Source organism: Paenibacillus sp. 276b (assembly GCF_900107875.1).
GTDB classification, from domain to species: domain Bacteria; phylum Bacillota; class Bacilli; order Paenibacillales; family Paenibacillaceae; genus Paenibacillus; species Paenibacillus marchantiae.
This window is the reverse complement of record NZ_FNRR01000007.1, coordinates 203339-222997: the sequence shown is the minus strand read 5'-3', so window position 1 is coordinate 222997 and position 19659 is coordinate 203339. Positions and strand designations below refer to the sequence as shown.

The 19659-nt window shown below is 47.4% G+C and carries 17 protein-coding genes; 15 read left to right on the top strand and 2 right to left on the bottom strand.

Translation table 11 applies throughout. The features are described from left to right. Nucleotides 1-97 precede the first annotated feature (97 nt). The 7 genes from BLV50_RS26540 (at nucleotide 98) to BLV50_RS26510 (ending at nucleotide 7286) form a co-directional block, all read left to right on the top strand. Nucleotides 98-1774 carry a DNA repair helicase XPB gene (locus BLV50_RS26540; protein ID WP_063565588.1) on the top strand — a complete coding sequence of 559 codons (1677 nt, stop codon included), beginning with the start codon at nucleotides 98-100 and terminating at the stop codon, nucleotides 1772-1774. A 50-nt stretch (nucleotides 1775-1824) separates the two neighbouring features. After that, on the top strand, nucleotides 1825-3735 hold the full coding sequence (locus tag BLV50_RS26535; protein ID WP_090810763.1) for a helicase-associated domain-containing protein: 1911 nt from the start codon (nucleotides 1825-1827) through the stop codon (nucleotides 3733-3735). Between the two features lie 141 nt (nucleotides 3736-3876). Beyond that, nucleotides 3877-4314: a YlbF/YmcA family competence regulator gene (locus tag BLV50_RS26530; RefSeq protein ID WP_063565590.1), complete on the top strand. Its 438-nt coding sequence runs from the start codon at nucleotides 3877-3879 to the stop codon at nucleotides 4312-4314. An 80-nt stretch (nucleotides 4315-4394) separates the two neighbouring features. Continuing rightward, nucleotides 4395-4658: a YlbG family protein gene (locus BLV50_RS26525; protein ID WP_063565591.1), complete on the top strand. Its 264-nt coding sequence runs from the start codon at nucleotides 4395-4397 to the stop codon at nucleotides 4656-4658. A gap of 217 nt (nucleotides 4659-4875) precedes the next feature. Then, on the top strand, nucleotides 4876-5313 hold the full coding sequence (locus BLV50_RS26520) for a hypothetical protein (RefSeq protein ID WP_063565592.1): 438 nt from the start codon (nucleotides 4876-4878) through the stop codon (nucleotides 5311-5313). A gap of 131 nt (nucleotides 5314-5444) precedes the next feature. Then, nucleotides 5445-6362: a selenium metabolism-associated LysR family transcriptional regulator gene (locus BLV50_RS26515; protein WP_063565593.1), complete on the top strand. Its 918-nt coding sequence runs from the start codon at nucleotides 5445-5447 to the stop codon at nucleotides 6360-6362. Nucleotides 6363-6425: 63 nt separating this feature from the next. Beyond that, nucleotides 6426-7286, top strand: a complete 861-nt coding sequence (locus BLV50_RS26510) for a PHP domain-containing protein (protein ID WP_090810762.1) — start codon at nucleotides 6426-6428, stop codon at nucleotides 7284-7286. 156 nt (nucleotides 7287-7442) lie between these two features. Here BLV50_RS26510 and BLV50_RS26505 read toward each other — a convergent pair whose 3' ends face one another. Together BLV50_RS26505 and BLV50_RS26500 are read right to left on the bottom strand one after the other, a co-directional pair. Then, nucleotides 7443-7889 carry a GNAT family N-acetyltransferase gene (locus tag BLV50_RS26505; protein ID WP_090810760.1) on the bottom strand — a complete coding sequence of 149 codons (447 nt, stop codon included), beginning with the start codon at nucleotides 7887-7889 and terminating at the stop codon, nucleotides 7443-7445. A gap of 197 nt (nucleotides 7890-8086) precedes the next feature. Next, a complete protein-coding gene (locus BLV50_RS26500) occupies nucleotides 8087-9853 on the bottom strand; it encodes an Rqc2 family fibronectin-binding protein (protein ID WP_063565596.1) in 1767 nt (588 codons plus the stop codon). Nucleotides 9854-10167: 314 nt separating this feature from the next. Between BLV50_RS26500 and BLV50_RS26495 the strand changes: the two genes are divergently transcribed. The 8 genes from BLV50_RS26495 (at nucleotide 10168) to coaBC (ending at nucleotide 19659) form a co-directional block, all read left to right on the top strand. Then, entirely contained in the window at nucleotides 10168-13032 is a 2865-nt protein-coding gene (locus tag BLV50_RS26495) for a cation-translocating P-type ATPase (protein WP_090810758.1), read from the top strand. 184 nt (nucleotides 13033-13216) lie between these two features. Continuing rightward, nucleotides 13217-14050 carry a diaminopimelate epimerase gene (gene dapF, locus BLV50_RS26490; protein ID WP_090810756.1) on the top strand — a complete coding sequence of 278 codons (834 nt, stop codon included), beginning with the start codon at nucleotides 13217-13219 and terminating at the stop codon, nucleotides 14048-14050. 176 nt (nucleotides 14051-14226) lie between these two features. After that, entirely contained in the window at nucleotides 14227-16116 is a 1890-nt protein-coding gene (locus BLV50_RS26485) for a bifunctional homocysteine S-methyltransferase/methylenetetrahydrofolate reductase (RefSeq protein WP_064636607.1), read from the top strand. A gap of 19 nt (nucleotides 16117-16135) precedes the next feature. Next, a complete protein-coding gene (locus BLV50_RS26480; RefSeq protein WP_064636609.1) occupies nucleotides 16136-17035 on the top strand; it encodes a YicC/YloC family endoribonuclease in 900 nt (299 codons plus the stop codon). Nucleotides 17036-17086: 51 nt separating this feature from the next. Next, nucleotides 17087-17347, top strand: coding sequence for an extracellular matrix/biofilm regulator RemA (remA, locus tag BLV50_RS26475; RefSeq protein WP_006209218.1), 261 nt, complete (start codon nucleotides 17087-17089; stop codon nucleotides 17345-17347). 13 nt (nucleotides 17348-17360) lie between these two features. Next, the gene (gene gmk, locus BLV50_RS26470) at nucleotides 17361-17933 is read left to right on the top strand and encodes a guanylate kinase (protein WP_024631121.1); all 573 of its coding nucleotides are present in this window, start codon (nucleotides 17361-17363) and stop codon (nucleotides 17931-17933) included. Between the two features lie 154 nt (nucleotides 17934-18087). Beyond that, nucleotides 18088-18303 carry a DNA-directed RNA polymerase subunit omega gene (gene rpoZ, locus BLV50_RS26465; protein ID WP_024631120.1) on the top strand — a complete coding sequence of 72 codons (216 nt, stop codon included), beginning with the start codon at nucleotides 18088-18090 and terminating at the stop codon, nucleotides 18301-18303. 120 nt (nucleotides 18304-18423) lie between these two features. Next, the gene (coaBC, locus tag BLV50_RS26460) at nucleotides 18424-19659 is read left to right on the top strand and encodes a bifunctional phosphopantothenoylcysteine decarboxylase/phosphopantothenate--cysteine ligase CoaBC (RefSeq protein ID WP_090810754.1); all 1236 of its coding nucleotides are present in this window, start codon (nucleotides 18424-18426) and stop codon (nucleotides 19657-19659) included.

Below are 19659 nucleotides of genomic sequence, written 5' to 3'. Positions count from 1 at the left end.
ACAGGTTCAATTTCGGAAGAAACCGGAACTGGACTTTTTGTGATGCCTGTTATTCGGAAAAACATATAACTCATTTTCAAATTGGGGAGGAAGCGGAATGGAGAAAACGGACGCCTGCATTGTTCAGCGTGATTTTACAGTATTGCTTGAAGTGGGTCATCCTGGATTTGATCAGGCCAGAGCTCAACTAGGGATGTATGCCGAACTGGTGAAGACACCTGCGGCTTTTCATACATATCGCATCACTGCATTATCACTGTGGAATGCCGCTGCACTCGGCTGGAGTGCTGATCAAGTGATAGAAAGTCTGGAATCAGTGTCTCGTTGGAATGTTCCTGCCGCCCTGATTCAAGATATCCAAAGAATTATCCATCAATATGGGAAGTTGCAATTGAAGCCACAGGCAGATCACGGGAGAATGCGTCTCGTGAGTGAAGATGAACGATTGCTGGATGAATTAAGCAGTATGAAGACCATCTCGGCTTTTCGGATGGAACGTGTCGATCCCCATGAGCTCATACTTGGCGGTGAGCAACGCGGATTGCTGAAGCGTGAACTAACTCGTTTGGGTTATCCGGTGCTGGATTATGCGGGATATCGAGAAGGAACAAGTCTGCCGTTTGAATGGCAAGCGAATACTCAAGGTGACAGTTCAGAAGGATTCAGGTTACGCCCTTACCAGCGAGATGCAGTGGATGCATTTGAAGGTAGCGAAGGCATGGGAGGCAGTGGTCTGCTTGTTCTTCCCTGCGGTGCAGGCAAAACGGTTATTGGGATGGCCGTGTTAGAACGTCTGCAATGTGAATGTCTTATCTTGACCTCGAACACCACATCCGTTCGGCAATGGATTCAGGAATTACAGGATAAAACAACGATAACGAATGAACAGATTGGTGAGTATTCCGGTCAGAAAAAACAGGTGAAACCTGTGACCGTGGCAACTTATCAGATTCTTACACATAGAAAATCGAAAGATGCTGATTTTACTCATATCAAATTGCTAAGTGAACGCCAGTGGGGACTCATCATTTATGATGAGGTCCATCTGCTTCCAGCACCTGTATTTCGAGCTACAGCAGATATTCAGGCTACAAGAAGACTGGGATTGACAGCAACATTGGTGCGTGAGGATGGCTGTGAACAGGATGTATTTTCGCTAATTGGTCCGAAACTATATGACATGCCGTGGAAAGAATTAGAGCAGCAAGGGTGGATTGCGAATGTACAGTGCCAGGAAATACGCATTCCGTTTACTCCTGAACTACGATCAAACTATTTGGAAGCAGAGGTGAAGCACCAATTTCGCCTTGCAGCCGAAAATCCGGCCAAATTAGCTGTGATCAGACGGATATTGGACCATCATGAGGGAATGCCAGCGCTTGTCATCGGACAGTATCTGGATCAGCTCGAGAGCATTGCCCGGGAAATTGAAGCGCCGCTCATATCGGGTACGATGTCCCAGCAAGAGCGAGTGAAATGGTTTGCAGCGTTCCGGCGTGGTGAGATCAAAACGATTGTCGTATCCAAGGTTGCCAATTTTGCCGTAGACCTGCCGGATGCTGCTGTTGCACTTGAAATATCCGGCAGTTTCGGTTCAAGGCAGGAAGAAGCCCAGCGATTGGGTCGGATTCTAAGGCCGAAGTCCGGAGAAAATAAAGCTTATTTCTATGCCCTTGTATCGGAGGACAGTAAGGAACAGGAGTTTGCATTACGCCGTCAGATGTTTCTGGTCGAACAAGGATATGAGTACAAAATCGTTCATGAATTGCAATGAAGATGCTGTTTACATCTCTACTTAAAAATAAGAGAAAGGCATGATTAGCAATGCGTACACAAGGTAATCTGGATGTGAATTCATTAAAAGAGCTTTCATTGGTTGAAAGAACGGTACTTGGTGTGATTTTTTGCAAATATGCCGGACAACCCTTTTCCAACATGCTGACATCAGCAGAGTGGGCTGTGGATGGTCTTAGCAGAGCTGAAGCAGTGACGACGTTTATAGCGCTTCGGCATAAAGGCTGGATCAAAGCTGTGCGCAAGTCTTGGGGCGAACGCTTGTATTACATACCAGAATCACTACTTCCTTTGTTAACCATTGCCTACGCAGCACGAGTTGGACAGTTCGCTCAGCTGAAGACGAATGTAATACAGGATGAAATGACACAAGATAAGGCCATATCCAGTATTGAAGTCCACAAAGTGACGATTGTTCGAGAGGGAAAACCGGATATTGCCGCAGAGCTTCTTCATGTACTGGCTTGGATGGTAAGAGAAGGTCAAGCCCAAGGAGGACTCCTATTAACAAGTAAGGGAACGATCCACAAGAAAATGGTGCAGCGATTAAGTCGGATGACGGTTCTGGGCCCTGAAGATTTTGCCGAACTAGGTATTCACTATGATCATGCGGATGTGTATCCAGTCCATGTGGCCCTTATTATTGATTTGCTGCTCAGTCTGGGTTTGATTGAAAAGGCGCATAACCGAATGCATGTGTCACCTGACCGTCTTTATCACTGGTTAACGTTGTCGTGGTCTTCAATGCACCGAGAAATCTATAGCGTATGTATGGACCGATATGGTGCAGCTGAGCCTAAACTTCAGCATTTTCGTTATCAACTGATGATGTTTGCTTCACGGGAAAATGAATGGTTGAGTATTTCAGCAGGGACTTTAGACAACGTTGAGCTGAAAGAAGCAATTAAAATTAGAGAGAGTGAAGGTTCTTCAGGATTATCCTTCTTAACACATATCTGGGGTTGGCTCGATGTTCTGACAGGTTTGGGATATGGTGAGGTTGGTGAGTCAGCTGCGGGAGAGCTTTTATATCGCTGGCAGATTGATCCAAGAATTTTATTGAACTTTGCGAATGACGAGTCAGAAAAACCGGAAAAGAATACGATTTTTGTTCAGCCTGACTTTGAAATTATGGTTCCTCCAGATGTAGCCCCACAGGTCCGCTGGAATCTGGACATTGGTGCAGAGCTTGTGAGTCGTGATCGAATGTCCATATATCGGATAACAAAGGAACGAATCATCGCAGCATCAGAGATCGGTCTTACAGCGGATGTAATGATAAACTTCCTTAGACTGTATGCTGTCTCGGGAGTGCCTGAGCATGTGGAGCTAGCGATCCAGCAGTGGGGACAGGATGCAGACAGACTTTACATGGATGCTAGGCAGAACGTTGATCAGGATGAATCGGTGGATAAAGTTAAGAAAAAGGACACCTGGATATATGAATCGAGAAGTGAATTACTTGAAAAGTTGAACAGGCCAGAGGCGGAAGCCATTCTAGATGAGTCCATTGTCGGAGCAGATGAGTTCAAAGTCGGACTTGAGGTGCAGAAGGAACTCTTTTATATTCGTGGAAGAGCGGGGCTCATTCAATGTGACTCCAATCTGCACACGTATGAACACGATCATTCCATCACGGAGCAGTCAGGTCTGTTTCCCGGATACGGAGAGATCCCTGAGATGTGGCATAACGAGTGGCGAGGATATCATGTATCCACAGCTCGTCAGATTGCTGCGAAAGCCATTGAATGGCAGACAAAACTGGGTCTGAAGCTAGACAGCCATATCGTTTATGTTATCCCTGATCAGATTCAAGGTCATGAAGATTGGACACTAACGGGCTGGTCCATATCGGAGGATGGTACAGATCCCACAGAACGCCGTACTTTCTCACCTAACGAATGGAACCAGATACGCCTGATTATTCCGAACCATGCATAAACTTGATCGACTTTGCCAAAGCAGATCGCCTGTTCCCTTTATTTCTATTTGCAGGAAAAACTCTTCTTAACTTTTCGGGGATATGATATGATGAAGTAGTCTACGTTAAGTAGAACTTTATATATAGATAGGATGAATTTCATGAGCGTAGCGGAAATGAACACGGTCGATATGGCCCAAGTGTTAACGGGCGCATATGAACTGGGCGACATGATTAACCAATCAGCCGAAGTATCGGATTATTTATATTGGAAGCAGCAAGTGGAGACGAGCCCTGAAATTCAGGCGGGGATACGCAAGCTGGAAGCCAAAAAGGAACTATTCGAAGAAACCCAGCGTTTTGGGCATTTTCACCCGGACTATCACGCCGCAAAAGATCAGGTTCAGGCTTTAGAGCTTGAATTGGAACATTTCGAGGCGGTAGCCCGCTTCAAACAGGCGGAGAAAGCATTGGACGATATGTTGTTCCAGATGTCGGAGACGATTGCATTCGCCGTGTCAACGACGATCAAGGTACCGAGCAATGATCCGAATCCGAAGGGCGGCTGCGGTAGCGGAGGCAAGTGTGGTTGTAGCTAAGATTTGATAAGAACATAAATTTATGACAGACCGGACCTTTCCGAGGATCCGGTCTCCATTATAGAAAGGCGGGGAAAATGATGTTTGCGGAAAGGACAGGATTCATTATATGGGTCAGTGATTTGAAAGCGGCTCGTAATCTCGAAAAGTATGGTACCGTTCATTACATCTCCCGCCGTATGCATTATGTCGTCATGTATGTTAATGCAGAGCGGGCTGAAGATACGATGAAAAATGTGAACAGACTCTCCTATGTGCGCAAGGTTGAACGTTCCTACCGGAATGAGATTAAAACAGAGTATGCTAGCAAAACGATGGACAAAACGAGTTTTTACGGGATATAACAAAAATGGTTTGGGAATGTACAGTGAACTTATTGCCACTGTACATTTCGAAACGATTAACCAGAGGGGCCCTTCGGGGCCGCTCTTTTATTGAATTAGGCATCAACTGGATTTTGTGAAAAAATCTGAAGTTACGCCTTGAGGTTGCGGGACTTATGTTGTAATATATTGGGTAAATAAATAGATAGAAAGTCCTATCTGGTGGAGAGTGATTCCCATGCGTGATAAGGTGATGCAACGTTGGAGCACGTACGAGCCTTTTTTCGTGGCTCTTGGAGACAAAAAAGTGGCCGACATCGTCATTACCAATCATGCCAAGATGCGGTATGCAGACCGTATTGAGCCGGCACGTAATGATGATGACCATATTGCGGCATGGTTATGGGAGTGTCTGAAGCAGGACCGTATTACACCATACTACCGTAATGAGCAGGATGTTTACCTGATCGACGAAGATTTGGTCGTGGTTGCTGAATTTTCTGAACTTGAAGGGGAATATGACATTGCTGGCAATCCGCTTCATAAGATGATTGTTGTTACGTTTCTGGGGAAAATGTCCGAGACGATTGAACTGCGGGATTTAAAATCGTATTATTCTTGGCTAAGACATTCAAGACGAATGACTCTTGTCAAGAACAGTCGCAAGCATAAGTAAGTTTGGAATAATCCATATTTTCGAATTGATAGATTCAGGTTACATCGCATGCAGACAAGCTGCATGCTTTTTTTGTTGGAATTCACGAAATCGGCTACAATGGGGAAAGCGTACAGAAGAGGGGCGAAGATATGAATTTTCATCAATTGCATATTTTTTATACCGTAGCAGAGAAGGGAAGTTTTTCAGCGGCTGCGCAAGCACTACATATGACACAACCTGCGGTGACGATGCAGATTCAATCTCTTGAGGATTATTTTGGGACCAAGTTGCTGCATCGTTCCACCAAGAAAATAGAATTATCCGAGGCAGGTCGGACATTACTGCCTCACGCCAAACGCAGTGTAGAGTTGGTCAGACAGACAGATGAGGCGATGTCCGCGTTTACACAGATGCTGCAAGGCAGATTGCAGCTTGGGGCAAGTTTGACGATTGGTGAGTATGTGTTGCCACGAATGCTGGGTCCTTTTGCTCGCCAATACCCGGATATCTCGATCGTTATGAAAGTGATGAATACGACGCAAATTATGGACGATATCTTGAAACATCAGCTTAACTTTGGACTGATTGAAGCGCCAGTAAACCACCCGGATATGATTGTAGAGCCGGTCATGCAGGATGAATTGAAGCTGATTGTTCCGGCAGGGCATGCTCTGGCAGATCGTGGGGAAGTAGAGCTTGAAGATGTGCTGAACTACGCGTTTGTGTTGCGGGAAAAAGGCTCGGGTACCCGTCAGGTGATGGAAGATCAGTTGCAGAAGAGAAATATAGATCCACAGGACATGAATGTGGTGATGGAACTTGGCAGTACAGGTGCTGTGAAATCCGCCGTAGAAGCGGGTGTGGGTATCACCATGTTATCCCCGTCGTCCGTTCAGCATGAGCTGGCCCTTGGACTGGTTCATATCGTGGATATTCGTGGGCTTGAGTTCAAACGACAATTCTACGCTATACATCTGAAATCTTCATTGCTTCCCTTGTCAGCAGTAGCGTTCCTGAATTATTTGCGTCAGCATGAGCAGACAACATCAGAAGGACGAGCGGAATAAGAGGGTCATATTAATTTAAAATCCATTCTGTTACTCACTAGATATAAGAAGGAGCTGTTGTTCATGAATCACTTTAACGGACGTTGTGATCTTCATACGCATAGCCAAGCGTCGGACGGAATGCAGCCACCTGCCGAGAATGTGAAGCTCGCCAAACAAAGAGGACTGTCTGCGGTGGCGCTGACAGATCACGATACAGTAGCTGGTGTAGCCGAGGCACAGTGGGCTGGCCGTGAGTATGGAATTGACGTTGTGGCAGGGGTAGAGATCAGTACCCGCGCTGGCGGCAAGGATATTCATGTGCTGGGGTATTATGTGAATACAGAAGATGAGAAATTTCTGGAGCGACTGCGCGGGCTTCGGGAGGCGAGAGAAGAACGCAATCATCTGATCATTGCCAAGCTACAGGAGCTTGGACTCGAAATTAGCTGGCAGGAGGTCATTGATGGCCTTGGCCGACCGCTGGAGCCGGATGAAAGCATCGGTAGACCTCATATGGCAGACGTGTTGGTACGAAAAGGATATGCTGCTGATATGAGGGATGCATTCAATCGTTATCTGGCTGAAGGCCAACCGGGCTATGTATCGGTTCCCCGAGTTGCACCGGAAGATGCATGCCAGTGGATTAAAGATGCGGGTGGTGCTGCTGTTATTGCCCATCCTGGTTTATACAGAGACGACGAATTGGTTCGTCGCATTCTGGTGGACGCCCATCCTGACGGTATTGAAGTGGTTCATTCGGATCATGGACCAGAAGAGGAGCGCAGATATGCGGAGTTGGCACGGGAATTTGGGCTCATTCAAACAGGTGGTTCGGATTACCATGGTGTAAGGCAAGGGGTAGTATTTCATGGGGATCTGGGTAGCAAAACCGTAACCATTGATGTGCTCGATAAACTCCGGGCTGCAGCCGGAAAGTCTTGATGGGGAAACTTTCTTCATATGTTTTATTAGACTGGGGTATAAGGGATCGGTTGTCATCGTGCTAAAATTGAATATGAAAAAAAAAGGACATAGAGATGGGGTGAGCGTTAGTCGCTAGCCATGTCTCTATGTCCTTTTTGATTGCCTATAATTAAGCTAGGTGATGGAATAATTCACCCATGTGCCGCGAGCAGCTCCAAGGCGTTCAAATAACTGCTGTGCCCGCTCGTTGGTTGCTGCTGTGATCCAGGACATGTAAGCACATCCGTGTTCACGTGTATACTGCTGACAATGTTCAAACAGTTTGGCCTCGGCTTCGCCTTCTCTGCAAGCTTCCGTCACAAACAAGTCATTCATAATGGCAACGCGGTTTGCCTTCATCGTGCTGTAGGTAAAATAGAGTGTAGCGAATCCGATGAGTTCACCCTCCTGCTCTGCAACGAATTGAACACCTATCTGCTGATCAAGCAGGTTTTTGATTAAAAGCTCGATTGCCTGATCACCAGGCCAGGGGTTGTTATAAAAGCCGACGACATACTCGTGCATTAATGCATTCAGCGGTAGTACATCATTAGGGTGAGTTGGTCTGATATTTAGCGTCATGGGACACATCCTTAGAAGTTTATTTATAGATTTATTAATTGAATTATTATACATTAAACTGAATTTATATTCAAAATAAAACAATACACTGAATCACCAACTTAAGTCCATGGTAATTTGAGAAACAAAAAATCCCCCGAACAGTCTTTTGTTCCGGGGGATTTTACGTTGCCTAACCGGGTTGAAAAGCAAGCCTCTTATCCATTTTTGATCGTGGATGGCAAACTTTTAACCAGCTCTTCGTTTGGCGTCACAAATAAGGTCTTCTGGTGGTCATAAATGACAAAGCCTGGTTTGGAGCCACTCGGCTTGCGTACATGTCGGATAAAGGTGTAATCCACCGGCACGCTGCTGGATTCTTTGGCTTGACTGAAGTAAGCCGCGAGTTGTGCTGCTTCCTCCAAGGTTGCTTCGCCAAAGTCGGTGCTGCGAATGACGACATGTGAACCCGGGATGTCTTTGGTGTGCAACCAAGTGTCATTAGAAGAAGCCAAACGGTTGGTGACGTACTCATTTTGCAGGTTGTTTTTGCCTACGAGAAGTTCAATTCCCTCTGAAGAAGTAAACTGATGCACTGTAGGGCGGTCGTTTTTCTTTTTCTTTTTGCCTTTTTTGTTGCGGTCGCGAAGATAACCCTGTTGCACAAGCTCATCGCGAATTTCCTCGATGTCGTTCATGGATGCGATAGACAGTTGCTGGAGCAGATTGTCGAGATAGTCGATCTCGTCTTTCGTTTTTCCAAGCTGCTCATGAATAACAGCCAGACTGTTCTTATATTTGTTATATCGTTTGAAATAACGTTGTGCGTTGTCAGACGGTGTAAGTAATGGGTCAAGCTGAATGGTAATGTTCGCTTGATCTTCATCATAGAAGTTCACAAGCTCCACACTTTTGTCCCCTTTACTAACCTGATGCAGGGAGGCAAACAGCAGCTCACCCCATAATCTGAATTTATCCGCATCGTCGGCTTCCAGCAGATCCTTGTTCAGGTTGTCCAGCTTTTTGATGTTTTTGCTGCGCTCATTTTGCAGAAAACGTAGCAGATCGCTCACTCTTTGCTTAACCGTATCCCGCTCGGCCTTGTCTCCGTAATAATCTTCCATACACTTGCTCATCGTGTCATAGGTTTTCTCTGCGTCCTGAATGCTCTGAAGCTGAACGGCTGAGAAAATCATTTTGCCTTTAGCATTTAGCCCAGTCACAGGCGTATAACTATTATCTCTTACTGGCCCCATGATGGACTCAAAAGCATTCCACAGCGCATCGGCTTCGATTCGAGCCACACCTTCACTTGCAGCTTGATCGTCACCTTGATTAGCAGGTACCCGAGAGGTAATCTCTCCTGCGATCAGCGGACTAAGACCGCTGAATGAATTCACCAGCCAGCGAGAGGCCTCTTCTTCAGCAGCAGTATAGCTATTTTGGAATTCAGTGCTGCTCACTTCCAGCGGATTGCTTTTATGCTGCTCTGGTGGCTCGGTGTACGAAAATCCAGGCATAATGACCCGGTAACTACTGATGGACGGGGTTACGTGATGAATCCCATCCAGAATCGTCCCCGTGATCGGATCGACCAAAACAATATTACTGTGACGCCCCATCAGTTCAATGATGATCCGTTTGACCGAAACATCACCCAGTTCATCGCGCTGACGCACGTCGATATGAATAATCCGCTCCATACCAATCTGACGAATTTCCTCAATGATCGCACCCTCGCAGTGCTTACGCAGCAGCATGCAGAACATGGGAGCTTCAGTAGGGTTAACAAACGTTTTTTCGGTAAAATGCACACGCGGATATGTCGGGCTTGCCGAAATAAGCAATTTGCTATTTCCACGCTGAGCACGGAGGGTCAGTACAACATCATGGCCGTTAGGTTGATGTATTTTGCTGATGCGTCCGCCCTTGCAACCTTGCAGTTCATGTACGATAGCTCGTGTTACGATGCCGTCCAATGCCATTTTTTTCAACGTCCTCTCTATCTATAACTGAAATGAACACCGGGATATGTAAAAAAGAACCCGTTGCAGATTCGTATTCGTTTGTATAGCAATAAATCGGATTGCCACTGTGTATATAACCACAGACCTTTATTTTAGCTTATTCTGCCCATCAGGGAAAGGATTCGCCATCGGGTGCTAATTAGGGTCCTGTCCGAATACATATAGAGCAGGTAGTTTGTCCGGCATCGCGTACAACCTGTTGATTAGCATAGCCGGTGTAGTATGTGTGACGTTTTACAGAGGAAATACAGACTGGGAGGGAATTTTGAAGCATGGAACATACCAAGTGGCACCAACTTAGCGTTGAAGAGCTTCGTAACACTCTTGGCGTCAGTCTTGAGGAAGGATTAACCGAAGAGACTGCAACCGAAAAGAGGAAGGCCGCCGGTTCAAATGAGCTGAGCGAAGGAAAGCGCATATCTCCAATTACATTATTGCTTAATCAATTTAAGGATTTCATGGTTCTGGTGTTGATGGGTGCCACACTGGTGTCCGGATTGCTTGGAGAATACTTGGATGCTGTAACGATTGTTGCCATCATTGTGCTTAATGCCATTCTTGGTTTTGTACAGGAATTCCGGGCGGAGCGTTCCCTTCGTGCATTGAAACAATTGTCGGCCCCACTGGCCAAAGTGCTAAGGTCAGGTCAGGAATTACATCTTGAGGCCAAACTTTTGGTGCCAGGGGATATCGTGCTTGTGGAGAGCGGTGATCGCATACCTGCCGATGTACGCTGGCTGTCCACGAACAGCCTCGATGTGGAGGAATCTGCACTTACGGGGGAATCGGTTCCTGTAAGCAAACATTGCCATCCCATAGCTGCGGAGGATGTGCCGCTAGGAGATCAGAAGAACATTGGATTCATGGGAACGATGGTCACTCGTGGTACCGCCAAGGGCGTTGTGGTCCGGACGGGCATGGATACCGAGATGGGCAAAATCGCCGACTTGATCCAGAATACGGAGGAACAGGAAACACCGCTGCAACACAGGTTGGAACAGTTGGGTAAAATTTTGATTTTTGTGGCGCTCGGATTAACCGTCATGGTTGTTGTTGCAGGTATTTTGCATGGACAACCGGCAGTAGGCATGTTTCTGGCAGGCGTCAGCCTCGCAGTGGCCGCCATACCAGAAGGCTTGCCAGCGATTGTAACGATTGCGTTGGCCCTTGGCGTACAGCGTATGATCAAGCGAAAAGCGATTGTGCGCAAGCTTCCCTCCGTCGAAACCCTTGGTTGTGCCTCGGTCATCTGTTCGGATAAAACGGGTACGTTGACCCAGAACAAGATGACGGTTACGGACGTGTGGCTGGAGGGACGCAGCATCAAGGTCACCGGGGATGGTTATGCACCAGAAGGACAGATGCTGGAGAATGGTCGTACCTTGGAACTGAAGAGTGACCAGACATTGCGGAGAATGCTTCAGATCAGCGCACTATGTAATAATGCCAGTATTATCGAGAGTGTTGGAGATGAGATGCGGAGTAAAAAGAAAGGTAAAGAGACAAATAAGGATAGTAAGAAAGAGGCGAAGAAAGGTACAAAGAAAGATCATGTTAATGAAACGGTCAAGGAAAACAGCGTGGTATGGGAGCTGAAAGGCGACCCTACGGAAGGGGCGCTTGTAACACTGGCCTCCAAAATGGGACTTACCTCCGCTGGCCTCAAAGAGTTATATGCACGTGAGCAGGAGTTCCCGTTTGACTCTGACCGGAAGCGGATGTCTGTCTTGGTTCACCATCAGGGTGGGCGGATGGTCTACACCAAGGGTGCACCAGATGTGCTGATTGGGCAATGCAGCTACATTTTGTGGGAAGGCAATGTGGTACCTTTCACAGGAACGCTGCGGCAGAAAGTCATGGCGGCGAACGAGAATATGGCGGGTTCTGCACTGCGGGTTCTCGGGATGGCTTACCGCGATGTACGGCCGAATGAAAAAGTAGAGAATGAACATGCTGCCGAGAGCCAGCTCGTCTTTGTCGGGCTTGCAGGCATGATTGATCCACCGCGGCGTGAGGCACGGGATGCAATTGCGACTTGTCGCAGAGCAGGCATACGTACCGTTATGATTACGGGCGATCATGGTACGACGGCAGAGGCTATCGCCCAACAGTTAGGTATTCTTCCACGGGGTGGGGCTTCACTTAGCGGCCAGCAATTGGCGGGTATGACGGACGAGCAGCTGGATAAACAGGTAGAGGGCATTTACGTATTCTCACGAGTATCGCCTGAGCACAAACTACGGATTGTAAAATCATTGCAGCGCAAAGGACATGTCGTAGCGATGACTGGAGATGGCGTGAACGACGCACCAGCCATTAAAGCAGCAGACATCGGTATTGCGATGGGAATAACAGGCACGGATGTGACGAAGGAAGCATCGGCGTTAATTCTGAGTGACGATAATTTCTCTACTATAGTAGCTGCAATTGAAGAAGGGCGTAATATTTATGAGAACATCCGCAAGTTTATCCGGTATTTGCTAGCATCCAATGTTGGCGAGATTTTAACGATGTTTTTCGCGATGATGATGGGACTGCCTTTGCCACTCGTGCCGATCCAGATTCTGTGGGTCAACCTGGTGACGGATGGATTGCCAGCGATGGCACTTGGTGTGGATCAGCCGGAAAAAGATCTGATGGAACACAAGCCGCGTGGCGCCAAGGAAAATATTTTTGCCAGACGATTGGGTTGGAAAATTGTCAGTCGGGGTGTATTGATCGGGCTTTGTACACTCGGGGCGTTCTGGCTTACCCTACAGGCCGCGCCAGATGAACCGGGTCAGCTCATTAAAGCTCAATCTGTTGCCTTTGCTACTCTCGTTTTGGCACAGCTCATTCATGTATTTGACTGCCGTAGTTCACGCTCCATTTTCCACCGCAATCCATTGCAGAACAAGTACCTGGTATTTGCAGTTATTTCATCCATCGTGCTGATGCTGGCGGTCATGTATGTAGAGCCGTTGCAGCCTATCTTCAAAACAGTACCACTGGGTATGCGTGAATGGGCCATTTCCATCGTTGCCGCAGGTATTCCAACCTTCCTGATGGGAGTGGGCAGCGTGTGGGGAGGTCGTCGCAACCGTCGCCGCATGGGCCCAGGCCGCTTCGTACCGAAAAGTACAAAGTTTTCGGCATAAAATCAATAGCAATTGCTTATCGTTTTCGTTATGCTATCCTCAAAATGATTCGAGGCGAGATTCCTCGGCATTTTGCAGGATAGCTTTTTTTATTGGAAATGTTGGATATGAATATCCAGGGTATCCTGTAGAGAAGCAAGAATAACGCTTTGGCAGCAGACTGCCAAAAGGAGTGGGCAAGGTTATGGAATTTACAAAAATGCACGGACTCGGCAACGATTTTATTGTTGTGTTTGGAGAACAACAGCTTCCGGCTGATGCAGCAGAATTGGCTGTAAAATGGTGCAACCGTTTCTTCGGTATCGGTGCGGATGGCCTGGTTTATATACTGCCTTCAGAGAAGGCGGATTTTCAGATGCGCATCATGAACTCGGACGGCTCGGAAGCAGAGCAATGTGGCAATGCCATACGCTGTGTATCCAAATATGTATATGATCATGGTCATGTGACCCAAGAACAGATTACGATTGAAACCATTGGTGCGGGCGTACAACCAGTAAGCTTGAACATTCGTGATGGTGAAGTGCAAACCGTTCGTGTGGATATGGGAGAGCCTATCCTGAATGGACTTCAGGTTCCAACGACCGTGGATGCCAATCCAGTGGTGGATCATTCCATTGAAGCAAATGGACAGGAGTTCAAATTTACGGCCGTCTCCATGGGTAATCCTCATGCTGTCATCTATGTGGATGATGCTGTGAATTTTGATCTATCGACATGGGGGCCACTACTTGAGGTTCATCCCATGTTCCCGAAAAAAATCAATGTAGAGTTCGCAACGGTTCGCGATCGCGGCTATGTGGACATGCGTGTGTGGGAACGCGGTGCTGGACCAACACTTGCCTGTGGAACCGGAGCTTGCGCAACACTGGTATCATCCGTTCTGAACGGACATACGGATCGCACAGCGGTGATCAGTCTCAAGGGTGGCGATCTTCATATTGAGTGGAACGAAGCCGACAACCACGTGTACATGACTGGACCTGCTGAAGTTGTTTTCAAGGGAGTCACTTCGTAAAGAATACGTTTAAATGAGGAGGCCTTAGGGCCTCTTTTTTTGCAGTTATATGAATTCCTACTAGTCCAGAGGGTTATAGAAACTGAATTTCACGAAAAACCTGTGTTTTTCTTCGTTTTCAGATGTTTTTTGTGTTACATTAGTATGAAATGATCAGTCAGGCGGGGGGAAAAGGGATGAAGGCGGATTTACGCAGTGTAATGCAGGAACGGGTCCTCATAGGGGATGGGGCGATGGGAACTTTCCTGTATCAGATGGGATTCCCGGTAGGGATTTCTTATGAAGAGTTGAACTTGATATCACCTGAAGTGGTGGCAGATGTGCATCGTCGTTACCGCGATGCAGGTACGGAAATTCATGAAACCAATACGTACTCTGCCAATTACGATAAGTTGTCCAAGTTTGGTCTGGAGTCCAAGGTCGAGGATGTCAACCGTGCCGGTGTACGTATCGCCAAAGAAGTAGCTGGCGCAAACGGTTATGTTCTGGGTGCGGTTGGCTCCATTCGTGGAGGAAAGCGGACGAACGTATCAACAAGTGAATTGAAGCGTTTCTATCAGCAACAGATTTTTGCACTGCTCGAAGAAGGAGTGGACGGCATTCTGCTCGAAACCTTCTATGATATCGAGGAAATGGATATCGCCCTCCTGCAGGCTCGCAAGCTGAGTGATCTGCCCGTGATTGGACAGTTCGCTGTTGAGGATGTAGGGCACACACTGGATGGATATACGATGCCAGAAGCTTTCCGAATCATGCGTGAGCAAGGGGCTGACGTCATTGGTTTCAACTGCCGTTCCGGTCCAAACGGAATTATGCGGGCGATGGAGACGGTGTCAGGCCGTATCGGTGTGCCGATGTCTGTTTACCCGAATGCGGGTGCAGCGGATTACGTCGATGGTCAGTTCCGTTATGGAGCGTCCCCGGAATACTTCGGACAGACGGCAGTGCAATTCGCTGATCTGGGCGCACGTATCATCGGTGGCTGCTGTGGTACAACACCTGATCATATCGCCGCAATTGCCCAGGCTCTTGTTGAATACACACCTGTTCCAATACTGGAACCTGATCCATCCGAGTCGAAACCGCGTATTATCCTGCATGAGAATGTAGATGAACGGTCTGGACGGGGTGGGCAGCCTACGATTGTGGATCTGGTCAAACAACGTCATACGGTCATCGTCGAACTTGACCCACCGCGTGATCTCGACATTGCGAAGTTTATGAAAGGTGCCGAGACATTGAAAGCAGCAGGTGCAGATGCGTTAACATTGGCTGATAATTCCCTAGCGGTTACCCGGATGAGTAATATGGCTCTCGGCCATCTTGTTCAGGACCGTACAGGATTGCGCCCATTGGTGCATATTGCATGTCGTGACCGGAATCTGATCGGGACACAATCGCACATGATGGGATTTGATGCTCTAGGCATTAATCATGTACTCGCTGTAACAGGTGACCCTGCACGATTTGGAGACTTGCCCGGATCAAGCTCGGTATACGATCTGACTTCTTTTGAAATTATACGTATGATCAAGCAGTTGAACGACGGCGTATCCTTCTCCGGTAAACCGCTCAAGCAGAAGGCGGGATTTGTTATTGGTGCCGCATTCAACCCGAATGTGAAACATTTGGATAAGGCTGTACAGCGTCTTGAGAAAAAGATTGCTTCCGGAGCCGATTATATTATGACGCAGCCGATATACGATCCTGAACTAATCGTAGCCATGCATGAAGCGACCAAGCATCTGGATGTGCCGATCTTTGTAGGGGTAATGCCGTTAGCCAGCGGCCGAAATGCAGAATATCTGCATAATGAGGTTCCGGGTATTCAGCTGTCGGATGAAGTGCGTTCCCGGATGGCTGGTCTCGAAGGCGAAGAAGGTCGAGCAATGGGTGTGAAGATCGCCAAGGAGCTTCTGGATGTAGCAACAAAACATTTCAAAGGAATCTATTTAATGACTCCATTTATGTTCTATAGTATGACGGCCGAACTGACCCAATATGTGTGGGAGAAGTCGGAGCATCAATGTCCTACTTGTTTCAACCCTAATAATCAATTACAATAGTGTAACGGATGTGATGCCGATGTCATTCAGTATGACCGGATACGGTCAATCCGCCTTTCATTTTGGAGGCTATAAGGTACAATTGGAAATCAAGTCTGTCAACCATCGTTATTGCGAAGTGATGATGCGTCTCCCGAGAGAGTGGACGTGTTATGAAGACGGATTGAGGAAAAAGGTACAGAGCCGCTTAAAACGTGGGCGGATTGATGTTTATGTAATGAAAGAAAAAGATGAAGACCAGGCTCTTCCCGCTGTTCTGAATGAGCAGGCGGTCAGGGCCTATCTTCAGGCCGCAGAGCAATTGGAAAGCCGCTATGGTATGCAGGGCAAACCGAGTATTATGGATATGCTGGCACTTCCAGATGTCATGGTTCATTCGGATGGGACGAGTTCGCTTCCGGAAGAGCAGAAGGACGAATGGGAGCGTGTCCTGCAGCAGGGGTTGGAAGAGGCTTTATCCGGTCTGGAGCAGATGCGCGCCCGCGAGGGTCTTCATCTGGCCAGTGATCTGGAACGACGTGTCAGTCGTCTGGAATCACTGCATACCGAGATGCTTGCTCTTGCGCCGACTGTGGTGAGTGATCATCGCAACAAGTTAAGACAAAGGCTTACGGAAATGCAGGAAGAAGGCTCTTTCCCTTTTGACGAGCATAAATTAGGTATGGAAATTGCTATGTTTGCCGATCGTTCTAACATAGAGGAAGAGCTTACGCGTCTACAGAGTCACTTTGGACAGAGCAGGGAACTGCTGAAAAGTGATGAGCCAGTAGGCCGCAAGTTGGACTTTCTTATTCAGGAGATGAATAGGGAAGTCAATACGATTGGATCAAAAGCCAACCATTTGGCTCTGGTGAACCGTGTTGTCGAGATGAAGGCGGAACTGGAGAAAATTCGTGAGCAAGCGGCGAATATCGAATGAACGGTCATATTTCGGCAAAAGAGTCGCATGTATAGGGGGAAGAACCTGATTATGGCAATCAAACTCATTAACATTGGATTCGGTAACATCGTATCGGCGAACCGGATTATATCCATCGTGAGTCCGGAATCGGCGCCGATCAAGAGAATTATACAAGAGGCAAGAGACCGTCATATGCTGATAGACGCAACATACGGAAGACGTACTCGTGCCGTTATTATTACGGATAGCGATCATGTCATTCTGTCTGCGGTTCAGCCAGAAACGGTCGCCCATCGTCTTTCTTCGAAAGATGATGACAACGACGAATAAAATGGAGTGTAATATGTCTAAGGGATTACTGGTAGTGTTGTCCGGCCCATCAGGGGTCGGGAAGGGTACAGTATGCAGCGCTTTGCGCAAACGGGTGCCGGAATTGATTTATTCTGTATCGGCAACGACTCGTCAGCCACGTCTGGGTGAGGAACATGGCGTCAATTATTTCTTCAGAAGCCATGAAGAATTCCTGAACATGATTGCTGAAGATCAATTGTTGGAACACGCAGAATATGTAGGGAACTACTACGGAACACCGCGTGATTTTGTGGAGAAAACGATTAACGAAGGCCGGGACATCATTCTTGAGATTGAAGTTCAAGGCGCGTTGAAAGTGAAAGAAAAGTTCCCGGAAGGGATCTTTGTATTTCTGTTGCCTCCTTCATTGGACGAGCTTAAAGATCGCATTCAGGGCCGTGGTACGGAAAGTCAGGCGACGATTGATCACCGGATGTCCGTCGCGGTAGATGAGATCAGTCTGCTGGAGCAGTACGATTACGCTGTCGTTAATGATGAAATTGATTTGGCGTGTAAACGAATAGAAAGCATCATTATCGCCGAACATTGTAAGATCAATAAATAATCCATTTGCCGCCGCAAAATGCGATAATCAGTGGAGCTGCTGTCATAGGATATATGAGAGTAGCTCCAGTCTGGTTAACGTATCCAGCGGTGCACCATGATTCCGTCAGGCGGCGAATTGTGATTATACTAATGCAAAGAGGTGTTTTGTAAATATGCTGTATCCTTCTATTGATGAAATGATGAACAAAGTCGACAGCAAGTATTCCCTTGTTGTTGCCGCTTCCCGCCGGGCAAGACAGCTTCGTGAAGGTGAGAAAACGGATTTGAGAAATGCCAGATCCCATAAACAGGTTGGCGTTGCACTTGAAGAAATTTATGGTGATCTGCTCGTTGTCATCAAAGGACAGGACGAAGAGGAAGAAGAGTAAGCCGCCTGCGGCTGCTCTTCAACTGCATACGGCGCAAGCCGGATTTATTTGACAACCGCGAGGTTGTTATTTTTTTCTCTATTCATCCTTATAAAGGTCGTATATATCGGGGGGATAACCATGTTGAACGGTAAAAAAATCGTGCTTGGTGTGACTGGCGGCATAGCCGCATACAAGGCGGCTACATTATGCAGCAGGCTGGTGCAAAAAGGAGCGGACGTTCATGTCATTATGACGAATTCCGCGAAACAGTTTATTACCGAATTAACGCTGCAAACCTTGACCCGAAATGTAGTATATAGTGATACATTTGATGAGCGGGAGCCTTCGGTCGTCTCGCATATTCATCTGGCTGATATGGCCGATCTTGTGTTGGTTGCTCCGGCAACAGCCAATGTGATTGCCAAAATGGCACATGGGATGGCAGATGATATGCTCTCAACAACCTTGCTTGCAACCACTGCTCCGGTGATGATTGCGCCAGCGATGAATGTACATATGTATGATCATCCGGCGGTACAGCATAATATGTGCCTGTTAACCGAGCGCGGAACCATGATGATTGAACCGGGTGAAGGTCAACTGGCATGTGGGTATGTGGGTAAAGGACGGTTGGAAGAACCAGAGACGATTGTCGATGTGGTGGAACGTTTTTTTGAACAGCAGGAATCTGTTAAACGGGAACGTAATGAACAGCTTTCTTTGTTGAGCGGGAAGAAGGTTGTGGTCACTGCAGGAGGTACCATAGAACGCATTGATCCGGTAAGGTACATTACCAATGATTCCTCAGGAAAAATGGGTTTTGCCATTGCAGCGGCAGCGCATGATCTGGGGGCAGATGTGACTTTGGTTATGGGGAATACCCAGGTTCAGCCACCGGCGAATGTACAGGTGATCCCGGTGCAGTCAGCGCAGGATATGTATGATGCGGTAGTAAGCCAATGGGATAATGCAGATATCGTGGTTAAGGCCGCAGCTGTTGCGGATTATCGCCCCAAGGAAGTGTACACAGAGAAAATCAAGAAGAAAGGCGATACATTATCGCTTGAACTTATTAAAAATATAGATATTCTTGAAACGCTGGGTAAGCAGAAGAGCCATCAATTTTTGATTGGTTTTGCTGCGGAAACAAATTCATTAGAAATGTATGCACGTGAGAAACTGGAACGGAAAAACTGTGATCTGATCGTAGCCAATGATGTCACCCAGGCGGGTGCCGGATTTGGAACAGATACCAACGCGGTGCACATCTATGACCGTGAAGGTTTGGTGGAAGAGCTTCAGGTGGTGGCCAAGGAAGAGGTGGCCCGCCGGTTGCTTTCGATTGCGGCGGAGCGCATTGCCGGGAGGAATTAA